23 protein-coding genes are annotated in these 24,005 nt (G+C 62.8%); 7 read left to right on the top strand and 16 right to left on the bottom strand.

Annotated elements, in window-relative coordinates; translation table 11 throughout:
* Positions 1–114: 114 nt before the first annotated feature.
* From AC1DDO_RS18200 to AC1DDO_RS18175, 6 genes are all read right to left on the bottom strand, one after another.
* Positions 115–1,326, bottom strand: coding sequence for a serine hydrolase domain-containing protein (locus AC1DDO_RS18200; protein ID WP_476945607.1), 1,212 nt, complete (start codon positions 1,324–1,326; stop codon positions 115–117).
* A 2-nt stretch (positions 1,327–1,328) separates the two neighbouring features.
* A complete protein-coding gene (locus tag AC1DDO_RS18195) occupies positions 1,329–2,153 on the bottom strand; it encodes an ABC transporter ATP-binding protein (protein ID WP_476945608.1) in 825 nt (274 codons plus the stop codon).
* Entirely contained in the window at positions 2,150–3,100 is a 951-nt protein-coding gene (locus tag AC1DDO_RS18190) for an ABC transporter ATP-binding protein (protein ID WP_476952661.1), read from the bottom strand. The genes AC1DDO_RS18195 and AC1DDO_RS18190 overlap by 4 nt, the downstream gene beginning before the upstream one ends.
* On the bottom strand, positions 3,097–4,011 hold the full coding sequence (locus AC1DDO_RS18185) for an ABC transporter permease (protein WP_476945610.1): 915 nt from the start codon (positions 4,009–4,011) through the stop codon (positions 3,097–3,099). Before AC1DDO_RS18185 ends, AC1DDO_RS18190 begins: the two co-directional genes overlap by 4 nt.
* Positions 4,008–5,024, bottom strand: a complete 1,017-nt coding sequence (locus AC1DDO_RS18180) for an ABC transporter permease (protein WP_476945611.1) — start codon at positions 5,022–5,024, stop codon at positions 4,008–4,010. The genes AC1DDO_RS18185 and AC1DDO_RS18180 overlap by 4 nt, the downstream gene beginning before the upstream one ends.
* A gap of 96 nt (positions 5,025–5,120) precedes the next feature.
* Complete coding sequence (locus AC1DDO_RS18175; protein ID WP_476972460.1) at positions 5,121–6,521, bottom strand: ABC transporter substrate-binding protein; 1,401 nt, start codon at positions 6,519–6,521, stop codon at positions 5,121–5,123.
* 313 nt (positions 6,522–6,834) lie between these two features.
* Here AC1DDO_RS18175 and AC1DDO_RS18170 point away from each other — a divergent pair, with 313 nt between their 5' ends.
* Positions 6,835–7,707: a LysR family transcriptional regulator gene (locus AC1DDO_RS18170; protein WP_156945017.1), complete on the top strand. Its 873-nt coding sequence runs from the start codon at positions 6,835–6,837 to the stop codon at positions 7,705–7,707.
* Positions 7,708–7,962: 255 nt separating this feature from the next.
* Here AC1DDO_RS18170 and AC1DDO_RS18165 read toward each other — a convergent pair whose 3' ends face one another.
* Both AC1DDO_RS18165 and AC1DDO_RS18160 read right to left on the bottom strand, forming a co-directional pair.
* Positions 7,963–8,145, bottom strand: coding sequence for a hypothetical protein (locus AC1DDO_RS18165; protein ID WP_476952663.1), 183 nt, complete (start codon positions 8,143–8,145; stop codon positions 7,963–7,965).
* A gap of 83 nt (positions 8,146–8,228) precedes the next feature.
* On the bottom strand, positions 8,229–8,846 hold the full coding sequence (locus tag AC1DDO_RS18160; RefSeq protein WP_043433997.1) for a TetR/AcrR family transcriptional regulator: 618 nt from the start codon (positions 8,844–8,846) through the stop codon (positions 8,229–8,231).
* 115 nt (positions 8,847–8,961) lie between these two features.
* On the opposite strand from AC1DDO_RS18160, the gene AC1DDO_RS18155 reads away from it, so the two are divergent.
* The 4 genes from AC1DDO_RS18155 (at position 8,962) to AC1DDO_RS18140 (ending at position 12,429) form a co-directional block, all read left to right on the top strand.
* Entirely contained in the window at positions 8,962–9,861 is a 900-nt protein-coding gene (locus tag AC1DDO_RS18155; protein WP_043433978.1) for a carbon-nitrogen hydrolase family protein, read from the top strand.
* A gap of 10 nt (positions 9,862–9,871) precedes the next feature.
* The gene (locus AC1DDO_RS18150; RefSeq protein WP_084475808.1) at positions 9,872–11,302 is read left to right on the top strand and encodes an APC family permease; all 1,431 of its coding nucleotides are present in this window, start codon (positions 9,872–9,874) and stop codon (positions 11,300–11,302) included.
* A 364-nt stretch (positions 11,303–11,666) separates the two neighbouring features.
* On the top strand, positions 11,667–11,945 hold the full coding sequence (locus AC1DDO_RS18145; protein WP_043433975.1) for a hypothetical protein: 279 nt from the start codon (positions 11,667–11,669) through the stop codon (positions 11,943–11,945).
* Positions 11,946–12,036: 91 nt separating this feature from the next.
* A complete protein-coding gene (locus AC1DDO_RS18140) occupies positions 12,037–12,429 on the top strand; it encodes a RidA family protein (protein WP_028275097.1) in 393 nt (130 codons plus the stop codon).
* A 246-nt stretch (positions 12,430–12,675) separates the two neighbouring features.
* On the opposite strand, the gene AC1DDO_RS18135 is transcribed toward AC1DDO_RS18140, so the two are convergent.
* From AC1DDO_RS18135 to AC1DDO_RS18105, 7 genes are all read right to left on the bottom strand, one after another.
* The gene (locus tag AC1DDO_RS18135) at positions 12,676–13,902 is read right to left on the bottom strand and encodes an MFS transporter (protein ID WP_476952666.1); all 1,227 of its coding nucleotides are present in this window, start codon (positions 13,900–13,902) and stop codon (positions 12,676–12,678) included.
* Entirely contained in the window at positions 13,880–14,776 is an 897-nt protein-coding gene (locus AC1DDO_RS18130; RefSeq protein WP_476952829.1) for a dihydrodipicolinate synthase family protein, read from the bottom strand. Before AC1DDO_RS18130 ends, AC1DDO_RS18135 begins: the two co-directional genes overlap by 23 nt.
* Before the next feature lie 141 nt (positions 14,777–14,917).
* The gene (locus AC1DDO_RS18125; protein ID WP_476972459.1) at positions 14,918–15,649 is read right to left on the bottom strand and encodes an EamA family transporter; all 732 of its coding nucleotides are present in this window, start codon (positions 15,647–15,649) and stop codon (positions 14,918–14,920) included.
* A gap of 246 nt (positions 15,650–15,895) precedes the next feature.
* Entirely contained in the window at positions 15,896–16,621 is a 726-nt protein-coding gene (locus AC1DDO_RS18120; RefSeq protein ID WP_476972458.1) for a B3/B4 domain-containing protein, read from the bottom strand.
* A gap of 7 nt (positions 16,622–16,628) precedes the next feature.
* Positions 16,629–17,234, bottom strand: coding sequence for a helix-turn-helix domain-containing protein (locus tag AC1DDO_RS18115; protein ID WP_476952669.1), 606 nt, complete (start codon positions 17,232–17,234; stop codon positions 16,629–16,631).
* A gap of 457 nt (positions 17,235–17,691) precedes the next feature.
* Entirely contained in the window at positions 17,692–19,518 is a 1,827-nt protein-coding gene (locus AC1DDO_RS18110) for an FAD-dependent oxidoreductase (protein WP_476972457.1), read from the bottom strand.
* A gap of 151 nt (positions 19,519–19,669) precedes the next feature.
* Entirely contained in the window at positions 19,670–21,010 is a 1,341-nt protein-coding gene (locus tag AC1DDO_RS18105; protein WP_476952670.1) for an MFS transporter, read from the bottom strand.
* A gap of 149 nt (positions 21,011–21,159) precedes the next feature.
* Here AC1DDO_RS18105 and AC1DDO_RS18100 point away from each other — a divergent pair, with 149 nt between their 5' ends.
* A complete protein-coding gene (locus tag AC1DDO_RS18100) occupies positions 21,160–22,023 on the top strand; it encodes a sugar phosphate isomerase/epimerase family protein (RefSeq protein WP_476946710.1) in 864 nt (287 codons plus the stop codon).
* Positions 22,020–22,835 (top strand): SDR family NAD(P)-dependent oxidoreductase, encoded by an 816-nt coding sequence (locus tag AC1DDO_RS18095; RefSeq protein ID WP_476946711.1) that lies wholly within the window; start codon positions 22,020–22,022, stop codon positions 22,833–22,835. The genes AC1DDO_RS18100 and AC1DDO_RS18095 overlap by 4 nt, the downstream gene beginning before the upstream one ends.
* Here the strand turns inward: AC1DDO_RS18095 and AC1DDO_RS18090 are convergent.
* Positions 22,796–23,833: a LacI family DNA-binding transcriptional regulator gene (locus AC1DDO_RS18090; protein ID WP_476868212.1), complete on the bottom strand. Its 1,038-nt coding sequence runs from the start codon at positions 23,831–23,833 to the stop codon at positions 22,796–22,798. The genes AC1DDO_RS18095 and AC1DDO_RS18090 overlap by 40 nt on opposite strands.
* Positions 23,834–24,005: the final 172 nt, after the last annotated feature.

Here is a 24,005-nt window from a genome sequence, read left to right as displayed (position 1 = left end):
GGGCGGCGGTTTGCTTCGGCGTCAGATTCGGATTACCCGTGGAGGTGATTTTTTTCCTTTGACCTTTATTTAGTGGGGATTGCTGAGGACCTGCGCTCCGAGGGGTCGCCTCAATCAGCTGGTGTATTCCAGGATGCTGATCAATTGCCTGAAGCCGGCGGCGTGTGCCCGGCTGAGTTCGAGTGCAACCGGTTGCGGATAAGAGGAGAACTTCGCTATTACCGTGTCGCTGACGGGGTCAATCCAAATGAATTGGCCGTGGATGCCTGCAGCGTAGACCGTGCCTCGGCTATCTCCGGGGACCCACCATTGGTTCCGGTAGGAGCCGTTGGGGTGGACTTGCTGGTAGGCGGTTCCTCTGGCCAGTTGTGGGTCTCCGCCCCGCATCGTGTCGTTGATCCACCATGATGGGACGACCTGTTGCCCGTTGGCTTTCCCCTCGTCCAGCATGAGCTGTCCGATTTTGGCCAAGTCTCGTGCGGTGCAAGCGATTCCTCCGTTCGCAAATGCGAAACCACCGGAATCGGTGGTAATCAGTGCATCATCGAGTGTCCCAAGCTGGGACCACAGTTCGTCGGAGACGACTTCGGCGTATCGCTTTCCGCTGACGTTCTCGATGATCCATGCCAGCACGTCTGTACCGGCTGAGCAGTACTGGAATGATCGGCCGTGTTCTCCGGCAGCTTTGAGGAGCGTGAGGAATTCGTAAGTGTCCTCTGGGTCTGTTTCGAGCTTGGGGCGCCAGCCGGCGATCCTATCCTGCTGCTGGACTTCAGCGGCCGCATCCAGGTAGTTCTCGCTGTAGCGGACTGCGGCGGTCATGTCGAGTACTTGGCGGACCGTCGCGTTCCCGTAGGCGCTTCCCTTCAGCGGCGGGACGTAGTGGTGGACAGGCTGTTGCGGGTCTATGAGTCCCCGGCCCACCAAAATACCCATGGTAAGCGCGCAGACGGATTTGGAAACAGACATCAGGACGTGCCGGTCGTGCGGCTGGAAAGAGCCAAAATAGCGTTCCAGGACCAGTTTCCCGTGTTGAAGTACGACGATGGCATCTGTGTGCGTGGATTCCAGGAACTCCTCAACGCTGTGCCGCCTCTCCGCGTGTTCCGGTGTGGCTGACTCACTTCCAGTGGAGGGCCCGGATGCTCTGCCTCGACGGATCGTTGCGGTAGTGATGAGCTCACTGATGTGAACGAAGCCCCAGCGATTGAATGGGCTTTCCTGCCAGTTTTCCAGGGTGACGTGCTCATTGAAGTCCTGGCCGGCATAGCGGTCAACCTTGCCGGGGCTGGTCAGAAGGGAACCATTTGCTGTTGTCTCTAGCATGTTTAGTCGCTGCCTTGCGTGGTAAGGGTGGGGAGGGCGTGGGAGTCTGCCAATTCGGGCCGGGCGCGCCCTGGGGCTGCCTCGAGGAGTCTGCGGGTGTAGTCGTGCTGTGGATCGGTGAAGATCCGTTCGGCTGGTCCACTTTCTACGATCTTTCCGGTCTTCATGACAGCCACCTCATCGCTGAGATAGCGGACGACGTCCAGGTCGTGGGAGATGAGCAGATATGTGAGCCCTTTTTGTTGCTGCAGGTCCTGGAGCAGGTTCAGAATCTGGGCCTGGACGGAAACATCAAGGGCGCTGGTGGGTTCGTCCAGGATCAGGAGACGGGGCGAGGTGGCCAGGGCGCGTGCTATGCCGACGCGTTGGCACTGTCCTCCGGAGAGCTGGTGCGGGAGCCGATGGGCGTGCCCGGCTCCCAGCCCGACCTCGTCCAGCAGATTGTTTATTCTTGTTTGGAGGGCCTGCCCTTTCAGGGCAGTGTGGGCCAGAAGTGGCTCTGCCACTGAAGCGCCGATAGTCATACGTGGATTCAATGATGCCACTGGATTCTGAAGTACTATTCCCATCCGGGAACGGATGGTCCGCAGTGCCTTGGGTCCGAGTTTGCCGAGGTCATGTCCTTCAAATATGGCTCGCCCGGATGTTGGGCGCATCAGCTGCATGGCGCAGCGGGCGAGGGTACTTTTGCCGGAGCCGGATTCTCCGACAAGGCCGTAGACCGTACCTTCCTTGATGCTAAGGGAGACGTCGTCGACTGCGGTGAAGACTCGTCTGTGGTGCGGGAACGTTTTGACGATTTTTTCGAGGGTGAGAACGTTGGTCATAGTTCGCCTTCCTGGAGGCAGGCGACTGCCTGGTGTGGCCCGGTCTCGGTGAGCAGCGGGTCGGTGAGCGAGCAGTCGGTGACTGCATGTGAGCAACGGTTTCTGAAGGCGCACCCGGTGAGGGATAGGAGGTTTCCCGGCACTGTTCCAGAAATAGCGTTCAGTCGCTGGCCGTGGGTTCGCCCTGCTGGGAGGGCGCCGAGGAGGCCGCGGGTATATGGGTGGCGTGGATTGTTCATGACCGCTTCCACAGGTCCGGTTTCGATCACCCTGCCTGCGTAAAGGACCGCCACCCGGTCACAGACATCGCGGATGATGCCAAGGTTGTGGCTGATGAGCAGCACACCGAACCCAAACTTGTGTCGGAGTTCGTCAATGAGGACCAAAATTTGCCGGGCAACAGTAACGTCAAGAGCCGTTGTGGGCTCATCCAGGATCAAAAGCCGGGGCTGGCGTAGCAGAGCCATGGCAATCATGGCCCGCTGCAGCATCCCGCCGGACAATTGGTGCGGATAGCTGCGGTAGACCCGTTCAGGGTCCGGAAGGCCGACCAGGCTTAGATGACGTATGATTTCAGCTTTGCCTTCGGCCCTCGAGATCTGCCGGTGCCGGGCCAGGACATCGCTGAGTTGGCGGCCAAGCGTGAAGACGGGGTTGAAGGCAGTTCCAGGGTTCTGGAATACGATGGCCACCGAGCCACCTGGTTCTGACGAGTCCTGTAAGGGATCGTTGCCGATGGTCACTTGCCCCGTGCGCCGTGCACCGCGTGGAAGGATCCCCAAGGCTGCGAGTCCTGTCAGGGACTTGCCGCACCCCGTTTCCCCCACCAGGCCGAGGATTTCACCAGCGGAAACATCGAGGTCGATCCCGCGGACGGGGCGGTTGGTAAGCTTTCCCCGGTCGGTGAATTCGACGTTGAGGTCGCGGATGCTAAGAACATGTGTCATCGCTTTACCTGCCTGGGGTCAAGGAGGTCGCGCAGCGAATCTCCGAGGAGGTTGAATCCCAGGACGGCCAGAAAGATGGCCAGCCCCGGAAAGGTGGCTATCCACCAGGAACTGAATATGAGCCCGCGCCCTTCGGCGACCATCAGGCCCCAGTCGGGCAGGGGCGGCTGAGTTCCAAGACCGATAAATGCCAGGGACCCGGCGGCCAGGATCACAGTGCCGATGTCGACGGTAGCTTGGACGAGGATGGGCGTCATGCAGTTGCGAAGTACATGGCGGCTGATGATGAGCAGCTGCGGAATGCCCATGGCGCGGGCTGCTTCGACATAGGAGCGTTCCCGAAGGGATTTTGCTTCCGCTCGTACAAGGCGCGCATACCAGGGCCACCAGCTGATGGCCAAGGCGATGCCGGCGTTGGTCAGGCTGGGCCCAAGGATCGCAACGGTCACCATGGCCAGGAGCAGAGGCGGGAAAGCCTGGAAGATCTCGGTCACACGCATCAAGGCTTCGTCGAGCCAGCCACCGCGATATCCGGCGACAGCGCCGAGGGGAATGCCGATGAGGGCCGCAGCCGCGACAACGACGGCAGAGATGGTCAGCGCCGGGTTCGCGCCCATGATGATGCGGCTGAGAACGTCACGACCGAGCTGATCGGTGCCGAGCCAGTTCAACGCGTTGGGAGCGAGGTTTCGGGCAGAGGCATTGGTCGCCCCCATGCCCTGATCAGGGAAAGGTGCCAGCCATTGCCCAAAAACAGCAAGGATTACAACAAGGACTATGATCATCGCGCCAACAGCGGCCAAACGGTCACGGCCCAGGGTCTGTTTAAGTAGTTTGATCGGTTTAAGGGTGGCCTGTTCTCCGGCCGGCCCGGAACCGGTCGGGGCGGAGATTTGGGTCGTGGGGCTCATGACATGCTCACTCTGGGGTCGATTCGGGATTGCAGGATGTCCACCAGAAGGTTGGCCAGCAGGTATGCTGTGGCGCCCATGAGCGTAATTGCAATGATGGCTGGGTAGTCCACTGCAAGCATGGAAGATGTAGCGAACTGCCCAATTCCTGGCCAGTTGAAGACAGCTTCGACGAAGAATGTTCCGGTCAGGGCGTAGGCGGCAGCCATTCCGGCAATAGACAGGACTGGTGGCAGAGCATTTTTCAGGGCCAGGCGCCAACGGATGGCGGTGTCCCTCAGACCGTAGGCCCTGGCGGTGAAGATGTAATCCTGGTTCATGACATCGAGCATGGCGGCCCTGGTCATTCGTGCAACGAGTCCGAGAGGATATGCGGCCAAGGTGAGGGCCGGCAGTATCACGTGCTGCAAACCATCGGTGAAGGCCACGCCGTTGCCGGTGATCATGCTGTCTAACAGGGGAAGCCCGGTCACGTGAGAGATGGGGTTGGAGTATTTGATGGAGTTGCTGAATTGCCCAGTGGCCGGAAGTATGCCCAGCCCCCCAACGAACAACAGTTGAAGGAGCAGTCCGAGCCAGAAGGCGGGCACGGAAATCCCTCCGATGGAGAGGAAACGGATTGCTCCGTCGATGAATCCGCCAGGACGGCGGGAGGCAACCACGCCCAAGATGACCCCTGCCGAAACAGCGAGAACCATGGCAAACCCGATGAGTTCCAATGTGGCTGGGAGGCGGGTGAACAGCTCATCCAACACGGGGCGTTTTGTGGCAAGAGACTGGCCCCAGTCCCCGGTGATCAGCTTTGCGACGTAGTCGAAGTACTGTTCGAGGATCGGACGGTTAAAGCCGAGGTGCTCCCGGACCCTGTCCAGCTCGGCTGGGGGCGCCTTCGGGCCGGCGTAGATGACGGCCGGGTCGCTGGGAACGATGCGGGCAAGGATGAAGACGATCGCGGTAAGCACGGCGAGAACCAGCACCGAGGTGATGAGCCGCCGGGCGACGAAACGCAACATGGTTCTCCTTTTCTTGATTGGTGTGGCGGGATGGGCGGGCAGGGCAAGGGCCCGGGCTTTGTTGGTGCAGCCCGGGCCCTGCCTGCGTCGTATCGTTTAGGCGGCGCGTTTGATGGGGGCGAAGAAGGCCGTGAACGGGTAATTTTCGTTGTAGGCGGGAACTTCCAACCCGGCCGGAACGACTGAGACTGTGCGGGCATCGTAGAGGAATGCGGCAGGTGCTTCCCTATAGAGGAGGTCCATGGCTTCCTTATAAAGGCCCTGGGCTGCGTCCCTGTCCGTTCCCGTCAAGGTTGCCGCCTTGTCCACCAATTTGTCGTACTCCGGGGACTTCCAATAGCTCAGGTTGAAGGATGGCTTTTCGCTGGAATGGAACAGCGTCGTGAGATTGTCGCTGCCGGCGTCGCTGTAAGTCGGCCAGTAGTTAAGTACAAAGATGTCCTGGGCGCTCTGAGGATCAGCCTTTGCGCTGTCCCATTGCTGGTTGAAAAGTTCGGCTTTCACGTCCAGCTTCACACCGATTTTGGCGAAGGCGTCCTTGATCAGCGGCACGAACCGCGCTTCCGCGGGATTCTCGGAGGCGTAGGTGAGTTTGAGGTTCATGCCGTCGGCATGACCAGCTGAGGCCAATAGTTGCTTGGCCTTTTCCAAGTCCTGGGAGTACTGCGGGACGTCCTGGCTGTAGGGGAAGATGCCGCTGGGAGCAGGGCCGTGGGACTGCGTGCCGTAGCCCTGCCCTCCGATGTCAATGATCTCTTTGTACGGAATCGCGTAGCTGAGCGCGCGGCGGACCTCCGGGTCGTTGAGTGGTGCGCGGCTGGTGTTAAACATGGCCAGGAAGTTGAACGGTGAGTTGAAGTCTTTCACCGTGAACTTCGGATCGCTGGCCAGGGTCTTGAGGTTTTCCAAGGGAATGTTGGTCGCGTAGTCCACCTCACCTGCGGTCAGCATCTGCTGGGCCGTGACTGCGTCCGGGGTGATAGAGATGTCGACAAAGTCGAAGTGCGATGCAGCCTTTTTGTTCCAGTAGCCGTCGTACTTCTTCAGCACGACCTTAGAGCCGGGCTTGTAGGAGCCGATGGTGTAGGGGCCGGAGCCCGCGTCGATTCCGGCCTCGAAGTACTTGTCATTCTTGGCGGATGCGGCCAGGGCCTTCGGGGCAACGATCCAGGCGCCGTAGGTCGAGGAGGCGACGAGGTCCATCGGCGCAGCGTACTTCAGCTGCAGCGTGACAGTGGAGTCGTCCGGGGCGGTAACGCTCTCCACCGGTGCCCAGATGAAGGATGCGGCTGCATGGTCCCTGGCAGCGTCGATGCTGGCTTTGACCGCCGCGGCATTGATCGGCTCGCCGTCGTGGAAGGTGGCTCCGGAGCGGATCTTGAATGTCCAGGATTTTCCGTCTGCACTGGCGCTCCAGGACTCGGCTATTGCCGGGGAATACGCTTCTGCGGAACCTGCAGGGTTCTTCCAAAGCAGGGGTTCGTATATGTTGCCCATGTAGAGGGCTTCGGTGGAAAACGAACGAACCGGATCCCACGTGGTAATGGCTGCAGATGCGGCCACAGAGAAAACGTCGGGGCCGGAAGAAGCTTTGGGTGCGGCAGGACTGCATCCCGCCGCGCTAAGGGCAACGACGGCGGCTGTGGCCGTGACAAGCACCGTCCGAGCCGGGTGTGGAAATGAGAGTGCCAACAGAGACTCCTTGAAGAAGGGTGGGAAGTGTGACGAGTCTAACTAGGTGTACCTATACCTGGGAAATGCCTATCATGAGTAAAACTCATACCTTGGAGGCATAGTGGACTTGAGGCACTTGACGTATTTCCTGAGCATCGTTGATGAAGGATCAATCAATGCCGCTTCACGCTGTTTGCGGGTGGCCCAACCCTCTTTATCCCGGCAGCTTCGCTCCTTGGAGCAGGACCTCGGGCTCACCCTCTTCGATAGGTCAGGAGCAAAATTGTCGCTGACCGCGGCGGGCACTGCGTTTCTGCCCATCGCCAAGGACCTGGTCACCCGCGCCGCCCAGGCCAAATCATCCGCGCGGGCGATGGCCGGAGGTTCGGTGCAACGGCTTACGGTAGCGGCAGCCTCTGCCACCGTCGCCGACATCATCGCCCCTTTCATTGTCTCGCAGGGGCCCGATGGAGTCCTGACCAATGTTGTCGAGGCGACCCCTGAGTTTGTCTACTCGGCGTTGCAGGACGGTAAGGCTGACTTCGCTCTGGGAACAAAGCCCCCACCATCCGAGCTCAAATCGGTTGTAGTTGGCAGGGCGTTCCTTTGGGCCCAGTGCAACGCCAAACACCCTCTTGCCGGGAGGGAGAAAATCAGCCTCCAGGAACTCGTCCAATGGCCTCTCATAACCATGACCGCTGATTTTGGTGTCCGCACAATGTTCGATGATGCTGTCAGCACTGAGCGCCTCACCTACACGACCGGATTTGAAGTACGCTCGGCCGTGGTCGGCCAAGCCTTGGCAGCCGCCGGCAAAGGCATCTGCGTGCTCTCGGATGATCCGAATTTCGGGGTGCACGCCATGCCCATCACTCATCGGGGAAAGGACCTCGTGTTCACTCTTTTCGGTGTCTGGAATCCGCTGCATTTCGCCGCGCCTGCGATAAGGGAGTGCCTGCAGAACCTTTCACGTTTCACCTCGGAGCTGTACCCCGCCGCTCGAATATAGAGGGGATGCAATCCTCAACTCTCGGCCCTGGTGGTTGAGCGGCCTCTCGAACTCTGAGTGCTAAAAGCTCACGAGATTCGCGGGGCGTGGCTCCGGGGGCAGTGGCCATCGACAGGAGCTCTCGAAGCTACTTCCACTGCCTATAAAACGCCGATACTGGACCTTTCGTGAACCTGGGGGAGTGATCGAACCAGGCACTCTTCGCCCACGCAGGAGGATGGGTGCGAGAGCCTGGCTAGTCTTCCTTGACTTCTTTCAGGACCGCACGCGCAGCTGCCGCGTCGTGAAGCTCGGCAGGTACTTCTCCTGTTCTTCGATCCTGCGCCGGTACAAGTCGTGGGCGGCCTGTTTTGTGATCCCCAGCGATTCGCGGATCTGGGCCCACTTCGGTCCGGATACCGCGACATCCTTTGGGGTCAACGACCCCGAGGACTGCATCGCCGGAGCATACCGACGCACCGGGGTGCGCGCCCGATGAGTCGCGCCCGTCAACTTGCTTGTGTCCGCTGTTGCTCGGGGAGTCAGCTGAGCTGCAAGTTGTTGCCGGTCTTGGCTTTTACCATGTTCGTCGCGTAGCTGATCAGGAATTCGTACTCGTCTTCCGGCGTCAGGTCGCCGAGGAGTACATCCATTACGAGGCCGTCCTCGAGGGCTACGAAGCTCCGTGCCAAGAATCCGGCTGGCGCTGAGAGGGTGAAGGCATCCTCCTGCGCGCCTCGTTCCAGGATCCCTTTGTAGAGGTTCGTTTGACGCTCCACGAACGCCATCTGCTGCCGAGCGGCTGCCTTGTTGCGCAGATAAACTGGGATGAGTTCCACGAGAATCCGGGAAGCGGTTTCGCTTTCCCCGGGCCAAGGTACGCCTGAGTGGATGCAGGCCCTCAGTTGCGCTTCAGGGTCGCTTTCGGCTTGGATGCGGGCCTCCCGGCGGTCACAGTACTCCGTCACGCCTTGATGGAAGACCTCGCTGAAGAGCTCGTCGACGTCCCGGTAGTAGTACAGCACCGCAGCCGGGGTGACGCCGGCCTCGTTGGCAATGTCGGAAAGGCGGGCCGCTGATGACCCTCTGTCCAGCAGGACTCGTCCTGCTGCTGCTACGAGTTGATCCCGGCGGGCTGTCTGATTCCGTGGTCTTGCCATGCTCACCATGCTTTCACACTGGCCTCGAAGTGACCCTTGACACACCCAAGTTCGTTAATTATTCTTTAATTAATCTTTAGTTAATGAAATCTCCCACGATAGGAATGCTACCGTCATGACTCGACTTCTCCCTCTGGCTCTTGTGCAATCACCTGCTGAGTCCTTGACTGATTTTGCTGCTGGTCTCGAGCGAAGGGTCAAAGCGCATGCCGTCGCCGACCTTTTCGTTTACCCGGAGCTTCACTTGAACACGGTGGATTCTGCCGGGTTTGTGGACCGGCAGGCCTACATGGAAGCCTCGGCAGAACCTCTTGATGGCCCGCGCGGCCGTACCCTTGCTGAGCTTGCCGGAGACCTTGGGATCTGGCTTTTGCCTGGCAGCGTGCTTGAACGTGGTACGGACGGGCATATCTACAACACCGCCGTTGTCTACTCTCCACAAGGAAAAGCAGTAGCCGCGTACCGAAAGATCTTTCCCTGGAAGCCCTATGAGACCGTTTGTTCCGGTAAGGACTTCGTGGTCTTCGACATGACCGGCTACGGCCGCGTCGGTTTGTCAATTTGCTACGACGCCTGGTTCCCCGAACACAGCAGGCATCTGGCCTGGATGGGGGCAGAGCTCGTTCTCAATGTTGTCCAGACGCCGACCAACGATCGTGTGCAGGAAGTTGTTATCGGTCAAGCCAATGCAATCGTGAACCAGAATTTCGTTGCCAGTGTGAACGCGGCGGGCCCGCACGGGGTTGGACGTAGTTTCCTGGTTGATCCTGAAGGCCGCGTGCGAATTTCGGCAACCGGGCCCGAAGACGCGACATTGGTTGATGTGATCGACCTGGACCAGGTAGGGAACGTCCGTCAATATGGCACAGCGGGCGTCACCCGCCCCTGGGACCAGTTCGCTGAAAACGACGACAGCATTCCATTGCCGCTATACGCCGGCCAGCTTGATCCCCGCCTTTGGCGGCAGACCAACGCCCCGTCAACCCTGACCAACCTCAGCACTGCCCCAGCCTAAGGAACTCCCCATGTCCGCTGAGAACATTAAACTTACCCCCAAGCTATCCCTGCTATCGGTGGTCGTGTTCGGCTTGGCCTATATGGCCCCGGGAATCGTAATGACGATCTTCGGTATCATCTCCTCCACCAGCGACGGAACAGCCCCGACAGCATTCGCCCTCGCCACGGCCGCGATGCTGCTGACTGCCCTCAGCTACGCGAAAATGGCAAAGATCTTTCCGAACTCGGGATCAGCCTACGTGTATGCACGACGGCTCCTCGATTCCCGTGTCGGTTTCCTCGTCGGGTGGGCAATCCTCCTCGACTACCTCTTCCTTCCCACCGTGGCCTGGCTGTTCCAATCGTTCTACCTTGCAGCGCAGTTTCCCGGCATCCCTGTCTGGGCCTGGCTCGCTCTGAACGCTGGACTGACAACGATCATCAACGTCACGGGAATCGTGCTCACTGACCGTGTCAATAAAACGCTGACCCTTCTGGTTGTTACCCTCATCGGGATCTTCATCGCCTACTGCCTGGCCTACCTCGGGGGCAACCCGCCTGCGTCGTTCACAGACCCCTTCTGGAACAATGCCACGACGGTCGGCGGCGTCGCTGCCGCAGCCGCTATCGCGGCCTACGCCTTCCTGGGATTCGACGCCGTCAGCACACTCAGCGAAGAAACCAAAAACGCCCAGCGCAACATTCCCCGCGCGATCCTCCTGACCGTCCTCGTCGGCGGAATAATCTTCGTCGTGGTCTCCTACATCATGCAGCTCGTTCACCCAGGCGGAGACTTCGAGCACGCAGCGACCGCAGCATACTCCATGCAGGTCCTCGTCGGCGGGCAGTTCTACGCCAACATCACCAACATGCTCTTCATCATCGGCGGGTTCGCATCGGGCCTCGCCATCCAGGCCAGCACCAGCCGACTCCTCTACGTCATGGGCCGCGACGGAGTCCTACCCCGCAGGCTCTTCGGACGCCTCCACCCCCGAACCAAAACGCCCATCTTCAACCTGGTCCTCGTCGGTGCCGTGGCCATGCTGGCACTGAACATCTCTTTGGAAACGGCAACCTCCTTCATCAACTTCGGAGCCTTCCTGGCATTCACAGCCGTCAACTTCTGCGTCATCGCCTACTTCATCCGAAACCGCCGGCAAGGCAAAAAGCTTTCGATCATTGGCTTCATCGTCCTACCAATACTGGGCGCCGCGGTCGACATCTACCTTCTAACCCAGCTCAGTCCCATCGCCATCACCATCGGCTGCTGCTGGATCGGTCTGGGAGTTGTTTATCTAACCTTCCTCACCAAAGGATTCCGCAAGGAACCACCAGAGATGGACCTCCACGACCGTGAGAGGCAGCCGGGCGAACCCACCAAGGAGGTTCAGCAACCAAACGCTGACGACACGCGGTCAACTAAGCGGAATGCCAGCCAGGCCCAGCCCACCGAAATCTAACCCCCACCACCAATACAAGGACGGGCCAGGCACCAGTGCCCAGGCCCGTCCCTCTGTGTGGCGGGTGCCATCTCGAGAAACGGGACCTAATCAGCGCCATTGCCACCGTTCCCTTTCACACCCGATCGGCGCTCTCCAAAGTCGTACCGTTCCGTAGTGACAACCCACTGCATCCCGGGCTGCGGAACCGCCACCCGGGATGCGGTGCAAGTTCGGTGGCAAACCTCCGGTCAAGAGAATCCGATCGGGCGCGTATGCCATCGCTGAAAACCATTTCTTCGTCCCAAAGATCCGATTCGCTACGTGCGTGCCCACATCATGAGCATCAAATCAAAGGCGATATTAAGAGCAAATCAGGAGTCCAATGATCATCACGATCGAGGCCGGCCGCTACTTCCACATCACAGGCCTATCCCCGACGGAAATCGCAGACAGTATCAACACGGCTGTAGAGATGGCCCGCGACCACTCGATGACAGAAGGATGGCAGGGCATTCTCGTCACCCGCCACGGACCTGATATGTACACAGTGAACCTCAGCGCTGATGTTCCCTACGGAGTAACTGTGGAACGGGACCTGCCGCAAGAAGTCCCGAGCAGGTGCCGGACGGCTGAGAGCTCACCGCAGCCGTGCCGGCAGTAGACTGAAAATCAGCGAGCGGACTGCCGTGGTAGCCGGTCGCCGGCCGGTACGCTCCGGCAGCGCGCGTCGTCCGACGGAGAGGACCTCAGCGATGGAACCGACCTATGTGATGGCCGAGAGCGCCCCGGCGCCCGTGGGCCCCTATTCCCAAGCGTGCGGTATACCGAATGGCCTGCTGTTCCTTTCGGGGCAGACGCCCATCGACCCGGCGACCGGGCAGCTGGTCGGCGGTGGCATCGAGGAGCAGACCGCACGCGTCTTCGACAACCTTGGCCTCGTCCTCGAGGCGGCCGGCAGCAGCTGGCGCGATGTCGTCAAAGTCAACGTCTTCCTCGTCGACATGGACGACTTCGCAGCGATGAACGCCGTGTACGCGAGGTACTTCGACGGCCAGTACCCCGCGCGCACGACGGTCGCCGTCGCCGGGCTCCCGCTTAGGGCGCGCGTCGAGATCGAACTGCACGCGATGCGCCGCGTGGGGTGATCCAAACGCACGACCACCTCGATACGCTCACTCCCGAGATCATCGACACAGCCAGAGAAGCCCTACTCGTCGGCAACTAAGCCCTGCGAATTCACTGCCAAATAGCGCTGCGATCCACAAAATAACCGTGTGAATCGCAGAGCTATTTGGCGTTGTCTTGGCGGCGCTTTTTGGCGCGCGCCTGATGCACCCCCCCCGCCGGGCTGCGGGCATGTCGGGGTGAGGGTGTTGTTGAATTCAGGCGGGCTAGTGCTTGGACCAGCGTGGACGGGAGCGCTCGATGATGCTGGTGGTCGCAGCAACTGCTGTGAGGGCTGTCGCCAGCAGAAGTGGTGCCCAGACCGTCTGTGCGATGGTTGCACCCGCGACGGCTGTTCCGGCGGATCCTGCTGCGATCTTGAGTGCGCCTACCCAGATGAAGATTTGGCCGCGGGCCTCGATGGGTGCGTATTCGCTTCGCGCGGCGAGGGTTGCCGCAAAGAACATTGCGTTGGCGATCCCTGCCAGGCCGAAGGCAATGAGGGATGTGGGGAGTGTCGGAGTAAGCATCGCGAGTATCAGCGTTGCCGCGACGAGTGCGGAGAGGGAGCTCATGAGAGGGTCTGCGTCGCGGCGAAGCGGTCGGAGCATGAGCCCTGCTGATCCGAGGAGATTCCCTATCCCGTAGGCTGCGACCAGTGTTCCGGCGGCCGCGGCGCCGCCGAACGCGGGAGCTGTGGCAACGGCGTAGATCGGTAGCGCGGCGACAGAGAATGCGACGGTCACGGTGAGTCCGAGTGTGCGGCGCAGCGGACCACGTTCCCATATGAGGCTCAGTGTTCGTCCGGGTGATGGCACCTCAACGGCCTTGTTGGGCGGCTCTTGCTTGGGGAGTGCGAGGACGGCTCCAGCACCAACGACGGCGGCTCCGGCCAGAACGAGTGTCGCGGTGAGTGCGTCGGATGCTGCCGCGATCCATGCGACTGCTGCGGGGCCGAGGGTGCCGCTGAGTCCGTAGCTTGCGACGTCCCAGCTTTGTGCTCTGCGTTGGCTGCGCAGTTCGGGGCCGGCGATGGAGGGCAGGCGGCTGCTGATCCCGCCGGTGAGCATCGGCCCGAAGATGCCGGAGACGAAGAGCAGCATGGCTGGCCAGATCGGCCAGGCGACGGGCAGGAGCAGTGCAGCAGCACCGAGCAGCACCCCGTGGAGGACGGCGGAGCACGCGATGACCTTGCGTCCGTCGCGTGCTGTATCCAGGCGCCGTGCGATGAACGGGCCAAGCAGGTGGGGTGCGGTGATTGATGCTCCCAGGAGCCCGGCCAACCAGCCCGGCATCCCGCCGGCGTGCGCGAGCAGCACGATAGCGACCACTGCGCCCCCGTCTGCGCTGCGAACCAGGGTCGCGGCAAAGACATAGCGCGCCAGCGCCCCGGCCCGGCGGTCCTCCCTGTAGGGAACGCCGAGGCCAGCGCTACGGGTTGAGCCCGAGCTCATCGACAACCCTGCCAACATGGGCACGCTGCTTCTCGGTCAATCCCTGGATGGGAAGCGGCAGGCACGATTTCGAGGCCAATCCCAGGTGTTCCGCTACTGCCGCAACGACCCGGATACTCCCGCCAAACTCGGCAAACGACTCCCACAACGGTGCAAGACGTTCGGACTCCGCGAACGCTTCGGAGACCCGCCCTTCCAGCGCGGCCCGGGTGATCCGCAGCGCCAGGGCGGGCAAAGTGCCGCCGATGACCGAGTACCAGGCATCGCACCCGGCAGCCAGGCCGGCGGCGGCCTTGGCGTCGCCGGAAACTCCGATGGTCACGTGCGCCGGGACGGCGGCGCGGATTTCCTGCACCCGCGCCTGTGCCTGCTCCGGATCGGCCGGCACGCCCGGGATTTTGATGGAGGCGATACCGGGCAGTTCCGCGATGCGTCCGTAGAGCTCGGTCGTGAACGTGAAGTGGGTAGTGCCTGGGTTGTCATAGACGATGACGGGCAGCGACGAGCCCGCGGTGACGGTCCGGAACAGTTCGAACACATCATCGTCGGTGAGGGGCTGATACGTCATCGGGGCGAGCAGAACACCCGAAGCTCCGGCCCGCTCCGCGTTCTCAGCGTTGGCCAGGACGTGTGAGGTCCGCAAGGCCCCGACACCAATGAACACGGGTGTATCGCCGGCGTGCTCGACCGCCAGGCGGGCGACACGGCTCCGTTCCTCGCCGCTCAGGTACGCGTAGGAGCCGGTGGATCCGAGCGCCGTGATGGAGTCAACCTTCGCCTCCGAGAGCCGTTCGATCAGGCGAACGAAGGCATGCTCGTCAACAGCATCATCTGCCAGAGGGGTCAGGGGGAAGGCACTCAAGCCGGTGAACATGGTCATAAATCCTTTGTTTGAATCACAGGGAAGTAAAGTCAGAGGCGCTCCCTGAGCGGACTGAGCTGCGGGGGCACCGGCAAACAGGGAATCCTCGCGCAGCGACAGTCTTACGGACCTGCATGGCTGGAGGACTGTGGCCTACTTCGGCCCTTGGCCGATGAGGTCGGGGGCGATGCGGGCGCCGGCGTGTTCGCGGGAGCGCGGTCGCCGTCGGCCACCGCGTTGCGCGGCGGCCCCTGCAAGGACGACGAGCGTGATGCCACCGAATTGGGTGAGTGAGGGCTGCTGGCGCAGCACGAGCAGCCCGAGGAGCACCCCGATGGCGGGTTCGAGGGCCATCAGGGTACCGAACGCCGTGGGCGTCATCCGGCGCAGGGCGAGCATCTCGAGCGCCATTGGCAGCACCGGCATCAGGACGGCCAGTCCGAAAGCGACGGAGAGGACACCGAGGTTGAGATGTCCGGCGGACTGCGGGATGCCGACGACCGCTGCCGTGGCAGCTGCGACGGGAACGGTGAGTGAAAGCGCACCGATGCCCGTGAAGCGGTCGCCGATCCGTTGGGTGAGCACAATGTAGACGGCCCACCCGACGGCCGCGAGCCCTGCCAACCCGATACCGGCGAGGTTGATCTCACCAGCCCAGGGTTCGGTCAGAAGGACGACGCCCAGCAGCGCCAGGGCTGGCCAGATAAGCGACCGCGCGCTGTGGCTGCGCACCGCGGCGACAGTCAGCGGGCCGAGGAACTCGATCGCGACGGCGGTGCCGAGCGGGATACGTTCGATGGAGGCGAGAAACGCGATGGTCATCAGTCCGGTGGCGACACCCAGCCCCAGAAGCACGGGGACGTCGGGGCGGCGTAGTGCGCGCAATGGGGGTCGGGCAACGGCCAGGAAGACGAGCGCCCCCACACTGAGTCTGAGCCAGGCGGTTCCGGCCGGCCCCACCGCCGCAATCAGATCCACTGACAGGGCCGAACTCAGCTGAACCGACAGCATGGCCGCCACGGCCAGCCCCCACGGCGGAACGGGAACATTCTTGGGGACGCGCTGGCTCACGGCTGGCCCTTTCGGGCCCGCCGGTCACCGATCGCGCGTGTCCGGGAGTGGACGAGCATGTCAGTCTCCTTCATTGACTGCAGTGCCGGCGGCTATCAGGCGGCGGGCGACCCTGACGTCGGGACCGAGCCGGGTCAGCCGGGCGATCAGGTCCTCGGCCGCGGCGTGGAGCGCCTCATCGGTCATGGGTTCGAGCGCGTCGAGGATGAACAGCGCGGAGGTGGTGTGCTCGCCGAGCTGGGTGCGGCGTGCCTGGCGCCAGTTCCAGCGCCGGCAGGTCACGCCGCCGTCGTCGCACCACACCACCTCGCCAGGTTCCGGGTGCTCGATCACCGTGGCGCCGTCGGCGGCGGTATCGAAGGGCTCCGTGCCGGTGGCGCGGACCAGCCGCGGCGCACCGCTGTAGCGGGTCAGATCCTCCCCACCCAGAGGGACCTGGTGGAGCACCGAAACCGCGTTAAAGAGATCGGTGAGACGGTTCACCCGGGGCAACCCGGACACCGCCCGCCGCAGGAGCGCCTCCAGGCTGTTGCGCGTGCGGTTCGGTTTGGCGCCGAAGCCCTGATAAGCCTCGCGCCACGCAGCCACGTGTGGGAGCTGCTCAACCGGCCGGCCGTTGAGCAGCTCCCGGGCCGCGGATTCCGCCGCCTGGAGCATCTCCTCACCGGCCTGGTCACTCGGGCCAGGGACGAGTCCGTCAACGGCCAGCAGCAACGCCCGGTAGTCGGGCCGCAGCGCGAACACGGCGGCGTCAACATGGCCGCCGTCGAGAAATTCCTGAAGCATGCCCGACTCAAGCATCGGACGCCTCCGGCCGGTGTCCCGTCCCCACGCCCGGCTCGAAGACGGCCAGGGAGAACCTCGCCGGCTCCGTGCCCGGATTGGCGTAAGAGTGTGCCACGTCGCCCGGGAACGTCACCGCATCGCCCTCATCGAGGGTGAGCAATTGACCTGCGACCTCCACCGTGACCGTGCCCTGCTGGACCTGCAAAAGCTCCTTGGTGCCCGACGTGTGGGCCTCGCTCACATGACGGTCGCCGGGACCCAGCGTCCAGTCCCACAGTTCAACCACGTCCGGCGGTTCGGTGCCGGCCACCAACACCCCGCGCCCGCCGGACTCACCGCTCCACAACGCAGCGCCCTCACCACTGCGCGTGACCTTCACCGGCTTCGGGCGAGGTGGCTCGACCAACGCCGGCAGCCCCACACCCAGCGCGTCGCTGATCCTCAGCAGAGTTCCCACGCTGGGATTCGCGGCACCCTGCTCCACGTTGACGACCATCCTGCGGCTTACCCCGGCAGACTCCGCCAGCTGATCAAGCGTCCAGCCCCGCGACTGCCTCTCCTGCTTAACTCGGGCGCCGATTGCCAGCGCCAAGCTCGTTGTACTCTCATCCATAAGTGCATCATACTGCACTTTGAGTGCATTATCTAGAACACCTAAATGCGCTGTTACCGTCACGATCGTCACCGGTTGGGGCCAGTTTCAGTTGCTCGCCCGGGGCCAGAAATACTTGACACAATCAGGCCGGCAGTCGGGTAGCTGTAGATCCAGTTCCCCTCACGTCGAAGTGATGCCGTATGTATATGTGGAAACACTGAACTGGTCATCACGGAAGGGGAGTTCTAGCGCCTACTTCCACTCCCGTGTTTTTAACTCCGATAATGAAGATTCCGTAAGGGTGGGTCGTAACCGACGAATCTTCGCCTTGCGCTGCCACTGATGGTGCGATGCCTCAGTGGTTCAGCAGGTCACATCGTCATTGGGGAGGGCCGACGCCCTCCCTGTGGAACCGCGTTTGGGGAGCCCGCCGTCTTCCGGCGTTGGGCCGCGCCGGGGCGCCATGAGGTGCTCGTTATCGCTGGTATGCGGAAGGCTGCCGGGCTGTGGCGTCCTGTTTTTTCTGGATTGCTTGTGCCATTGGCGCGGGGTCGTCTTCATAGTCGGTGGCCCCGGCCAGATCGCGGCCGGCGATGTAGCCGAATGTCAGTGCGGGTCCCAGGTTGATGCCGCCGGCAGGGTAGTGGCCGCCCATGACCGATGCGTGATCGTTGCCGGCTACATACAGCCCCGGGATGGCTTCGCCGTCGTTGTTCAGGACGCGGGCGCGGCCGTCCGCGTCGAGGCCGGCGAAGGTACCGAAGCTTCCTGGCACTACCTTGACCGCATAGTAGGGGCCTTTTTCAAGGGGTGCCAGGGATGGGTTGGGACCCACGTTCGGATCGCCGCCGTAGCGGTTGAATTCGGTGTCCCCTCTCCCGTAGTCCGGGTCCACGCCTTGGCGGGCGTGTTCGTTGAAGCGCTCCACGGTGTGCCGCAGGGCGACTGGGTCGATCCCGGATTTGGTGGCGAGTTCTTCAATCGTGCGGCCCTTCTTCAGGTAGCCCGAGCGCAGGTAGGGAAACAGCGGCACGGGCAGCGGTTTGGCCATGCCCAGTGGGTACTTGCGGACGAACCGGGTGTCGGCGATCTGCCAGGACTGCACCGCCTCGCCCTCGGGCGTGGCGTCGATCAGTGCGGTGATGTAGTCGTAGTAGCCGTTGGCCTCGTTGACGAACCGTTTGCCGTTGGCCCTTACTCCGATGGAGCCGGGCTTGGCGCGGTCCATGATGTGTGGGAATGTGCCCGTCCGGCCGTTGCGGTAGGGCACGAGCGAGACCGGGCACCATGCAGCGGCTGACTTCACATTGGTTTTGAACCGGGCGCCGACGGACTGGCCCAGCGAGATGCCGTCGCCGTTGGCTTCAGCCGGCGCCAGCGTCCAATGCTCGCGGCCGGTAGGGGTTTTGGGGAACAGTTCTTTGCGTCGTTGAATATCGTGGGGGAATCCGCCGGTTGCCAGCACCACGCCGCGGGTTGCTTTGATGGCCAGTGTGCCTTCGGGGGAATCGACGAGGGCGCCGGATACCCGCCCGGTGCCGTCGGTCAGCAGGCGGGTAACGGGTGTGGAGACGCGGATGTGGACGCCGAGGTCGTCGGCGGACTTCATCAGCCGGCCGGTCAGGGCGGTTCCGTTGACCAGTTGCATGTTCCTGCGGTGGACCAGAAGATCCCAGACGTGCGGGGTGAAGCGGCGTGCGGCGTGGAACAGGCCGATGATGCGGCCCTGTGACGCTGAAAGGAATTTGGTGAGGTCGGGGCCGGCCATGATGCCCATGCCCAGAAACGAGGTCTCATAGAGCTGGTGGCGCATCTTGGCGCGTACTTCGGGTTTGATGCTGCGGGCGTTGATGGGCTTGGGCCCGACCGAGCGGTGGCCGGTTCCGGCTCCCGGTGTTTGGCCGTAGATGTCCTTGATATTCTCGCCTGGGGTGAACTGCAGGCTGGTTTTGTTCTCGAAGAAGCCCACCATGTGCGGCACGGCCTCAAGAAATGCTTCGACCTTCTCGGTCTGGTAGTCCGGGCCGAGGCGGTGGCGCAGGTAGGTGCGGATGGCTTCCCGGTCCTCGCTGACGCCGGCAGCTTTCGCCAACGGATTTGCCGGGGTCCAGGCCCAGCCGCCGGACCAGGACGTGGCGCCCCCGCAGACCGGGGCCTTCTCCACGACGATGACTTTCAGGCCGTGGTAGGCGGCCGTGACCGCTGCGGAAAGCCCGCCCGCGCCGGAGCCTATGACGAGGACGTCGCAGTCCAGGGTCTTGGCGGGGGCTGTGGTCAGGTCATCGGATTCTGTGGTGTTCACTCGGCTCTGGCCTTAATTGTTGGCTGTATCTGTGGTCTGTGTTTTGTGTGCAGGGGGTGAATGCGTAGCAACTGGCGTCCCGGTTGCCGGTTGCCGCACACTCGTCTTCGCTTCGCCGCTGGTTTGGGCGCGTCCTGCTTCTTGGGTGGGTTTAGCGGTGTTCCTTGTTGGCCCACTTATAGGACCAAAGGCTGGACACCAGGGCTATCAGGCACAGCCCGGCAAGCAGTGCCGCGGCAGGGGCCCAGCTGCCGCTGCTGGCCATGAGGGCGGTGGCGATCAGCGGGATGAAGCCGCCCACGGCCCCGGCCAGTGCATAGGCAAATCCTGCGCCGCTGTAGCGGATCCGGACGTCGAACATGTCGGTGAACCAGGTCTGCTGAACGCAGGTGGAGATGTTGTGCCCGAGATTGATCAGGACGACGAAGCCCAGGATCATCGGGATCAGTTCACCGCTTTCCAGCGCCGCGAAGAACGGCGCGGCTGAAAGGGCCGCGGCGAGCGGGCCGATGATGTAGAACCACTTCCGGCCGTACCTGTCCGCGAGGCGTCCCCAGAGTGCCAGGAAGGGGATGGCCAGGACCATGGCGACCATCGAAGCGGTCAGGACCGTGGAGGTAGGGGTGTGGGTGAAGTTCTTGACGTAGGCCAGGGAGAAGGTGAAGCCCATGTAGAAGGTGCTCTGGTCCACCATCCGCATGCCGATCACAGCGAGGATCTGCTTGGGGCTGGTCCGCAGCGCTTCGGCCAACGGTGCGCGCGCGGCCTTGTGTTCTTCCTTGGCGGCGGTGAACTCCGCCGACTCGGGTACGCCGGCACGGATCCAGAGGCCGATCAGGGCGAAGAGGATGCTGATCAGGAACGGGAGCCGCCAGCCCCAGGCGAGGAACTGTTCCGGGGTGGTCAGGGCGGTGACCAGGGAGAACGCTGCGGTGCCGAGCAGCAGTCCGACGAAGGAGCCGATCTGCACGCCGGTGGCGAGGAAGTTGCGTTTGCCTGCCGGCGCGTTTTCTACTGCCATCAGGGCCGCGCCGCCCCATTCGCCGCCGACGGCGATGCCTTGGATGGCCCGCAGGGTCACGAGCAGGAGGGGTGCGGCGACGCCGATCGCGGCGTAGGTGGGGAGCAACCCGATGGCGGTGCTGGCCAGTCCCATCATGATGACGGTGATGAAGAGCATGGTGCGGCGGCCGTACTTGTCGCCGAAGTGGCCGAAGATGGCCCCGCCGATGGGGCGGAACAGGAAGCCGACGGCGAACGAACCCATGGAGGCCAGCAGCCCGGCGACCTGGTTGTCCGAGGGGAAAAACAACGGCCCGAACACGACGGCGGCAGCGGTGCCGTAGAGGAAGAAGTCATACCAGTCGACGACGGCGCCAACGGTGCTGGCCAGCGCTGCCCGCCGTCCTGCCCTGGCACTGAAGACGACGGGCGGGTGGTTCAGGGCGCCCATGGTGGTACCCCCGGTGCTCGAAGTGTGGGAACTAGGCATTGCGGTTCACCGCAACCTTTCTGTTTGCTCGGCTGCACCTTTGCGGGCGAGCGGATTGAGTGCTTTAATGACTACGTAGTCATTTAGTGATTTAGATCATACGCACACCGCTTGATGGCAGTCAACACTTAGCGAGCAGGATGGAAGTTATGAATAGAACGATTGGTCTGGCGCACTTGTCGGCGCTGCATTTGAGTCCGCCGGACCTGGTGGAGGCAGCGGCAGATGCGGGCTTCACCTCGGTCGGGGTCCGGGTTCACCCGGCCACCCGGGGTGAAACTCAGTACCCGATGGCTGCCGGTTCGTTCATGTCCGCGCAGACCATCGAACGCCTGGCCGGTACGGGCCTCTCAGTCCGCGACATTGAAGTATTTACCCTGGACGGACACCGCGGCCGCGAGGAATGGGAACCGGTCCTGGAGGCAGGAGCGGCCCTCGGCGCGAGCGTTCTCAACGTCATCGGCGGTGATCCGGACCGCGCCCGGCTGACGGACAGCCTTGCGGCTCTGGTTGACGATGCCGCCCAGTACGGAATCCGTCCGTCCATCGAGCCGATCTCCTATCAGCCGCTGGATTCCGTACCCGCTGCCGGCCTGCTGGTCGACCGGACGGGGTGCGGCATCATGCTGGACGCGCTCCATTTCGTGCGGGCGGGCAGCCAAATTGAAGACCTGAAAGCCCTGCCTTCCGGCGCGGTCACAGTCATCCAGCTCTGTGACGGCCCGGCCGAAACCCCGGCACTGCCGGTCCCGCACTGCATGCCGCTGGGACAGGACGTGAACGGATCCGCGCGGCAGATCGAGTCGCGTGCGAAGCGGCTGGCCCCCGGGGAGGGAGTGTTCCCTCTCCGGGAGATCCTGGCGGCACTGCCTGACGCGCCCATCAGCGTCGAAGTCCCTGACGTCTGGGCCGTCGAGACCGGCGGCACAGCCGCACACCTCAAACACATCCACACCGCAACCGGGATTCTGATCGGCTCACCCCTGAAAACTGAAATGGAGAGAACATCATGAGCGAACTCACCGACGTGACAACACCGGGGGCAGCCGCAGGCAGCACCCCGCGGCCCCGAACCGCCAGCGCCGAGATCTATTGGCCCGGCCGTTTCCGGGATCAGGTCATCCTGGTCACCGGCGCCGCCGGCGGGCTCGGATCCGACACCGCGGACCGGCTCACACGCGAAGGCGCCACTGTCGTCTGCACCGACGTCGCCGACGGCGGGCTCGGCGACGGAAGCAGCCCCGCCAACTGCATGGCACTGAACGTCACCAGAAGGACCGATTGGGACCGCACCGTCCAGACAGTACTGCAGCGGTACGGCCGGATCGACGGGGCGCTGTTCGCCCACGGAATCCAGGGCCCCGAGGTCGCGGTGACCGAAATGCCCGCCGACGGATGGGCTAGGACCCTGAGCGTGAATCTGGACGGCTGCCTGCACGGCCTGGCGAGCCTCCTCCCCGCCCTCACACAGCAGGGATACGGCCGGGTGGCCATCCTGTCCTCAATTTCCGCCCGTGAAGGGAACCCGCACCAGGCCGCCTACTCAGCGTCCAAGGCCGGACTCGTGGCCCTGGTCAAAACGGCAGCAAAGGAAGTCGCGCCTTTCGGGGTTACGGTCAACTCCATCGCACCGTCCATGATGAAGACCCGGCTCCTTGAAGACCTCAGCCCGGAACGGAACGCCCAGCTGCTCGCCAAAGTCCCCATGGGCAGGGTCGGACTGCCCGAGGAATTCTCCGCCCTGGCCACGTGGCTGCTCTCGACCGAAGCGAGCTACGTGACCGGTCAGACGCTCGACCTGAGCGGCGGCCGCAATACCGCCTGAGGAGGCGGCGCGGTCGTCCCCCGTATTTCCAGCCTGACCGGAAATACGGGCTTCCGCGTCTGGCTGGGAGGCCCGCCCTCGATTCTCCCGGCCAGGCGGTCGACCGCCTCGTACGACATCTCCGCAATGGGCTGGTGCACCGTGGTCAGGTTCACAAAAGCCCAGCGGGATGGCCCGGAGTCATCAAATCCCACAATCGACAGCTCCTCCGGAACCCGAAGGCCCAACTGGGTTGCAGCGTCCAACGCAGCAAACGCAAAAGCATCCGTCACGCAAAACAGTGCCGTAGGCCTGTCCTGGCGATCAAGCATCTCCAGGGCCGCCCGCACCCCGTCCTCGTGCGTCAGGCGGAGGTGCTGAATCCAGTCCTCGCGTACCGGGATGCTGCGGCGCTCCATCGCAGCGCGGACACCATCCTCGCGGTCACGGCCATTGGACCGGTCACGCAAAGTGGACAGCACGCCGATTCTCGTGTGCCCCAGACCCTGCAGATGGGAAATCACCAGCTCACCCGCGCCCCTGTCATCCGCCAGGACCGCCTCGACATCGACGCTGACATCATCACGGCTCAACAGCACCACCGGCGTCCCGCGGTCAAGGACCCGCCGGACCGCGGCAGAACCCTCCCTCGCCGACACGAAGATCATCCCGTCAACCGTCGCACGGTCGAGCACATCAACAGCCTCAGGATCCGGCGAAATATCCGGGTCCCGAATCAGCACCATCCGGTAACCACGCTCCAGCAACCGATTCTGCAACGACTCCACAATGACCGGGTAGATCGGGCTGGTCAGATCCGCGACCACAATGCCCACCGCGTGCGTCCGCCGGGTCACCATCATGCGGGCCGCTGCATCCGGTACATAGCCTAGTTCCCGCGCCCCGGACAAAACCCGCTCCTTGGTAGAAGGCGCGACAGCCGGATCCCCCCGCAAAGCACGTGAAACCGTCGACTGCGACAATCCAAGATGCCGGGCCACATCAACACTGGTAACCATGGCCTAATCGTATTTCACCCACAGCGCGCCAATGGCGGAAGTCCAGGCGCGACCAAGATGACTTGAAAAGGAAAGCCTGATCCAGTCAACCATTACTGGATCAGGCCCTCCTCAATGGGCCCACGACACCATCAGGAGGACTCGGCCCTCTAGATTGCCCCTGACGACACTT

The organism is Arthrobacter sp. 10N43, assembly GCF_056394525.1.
This window is presented reverse-complemented; position numbering and strand designations above follow the sequence as displayed.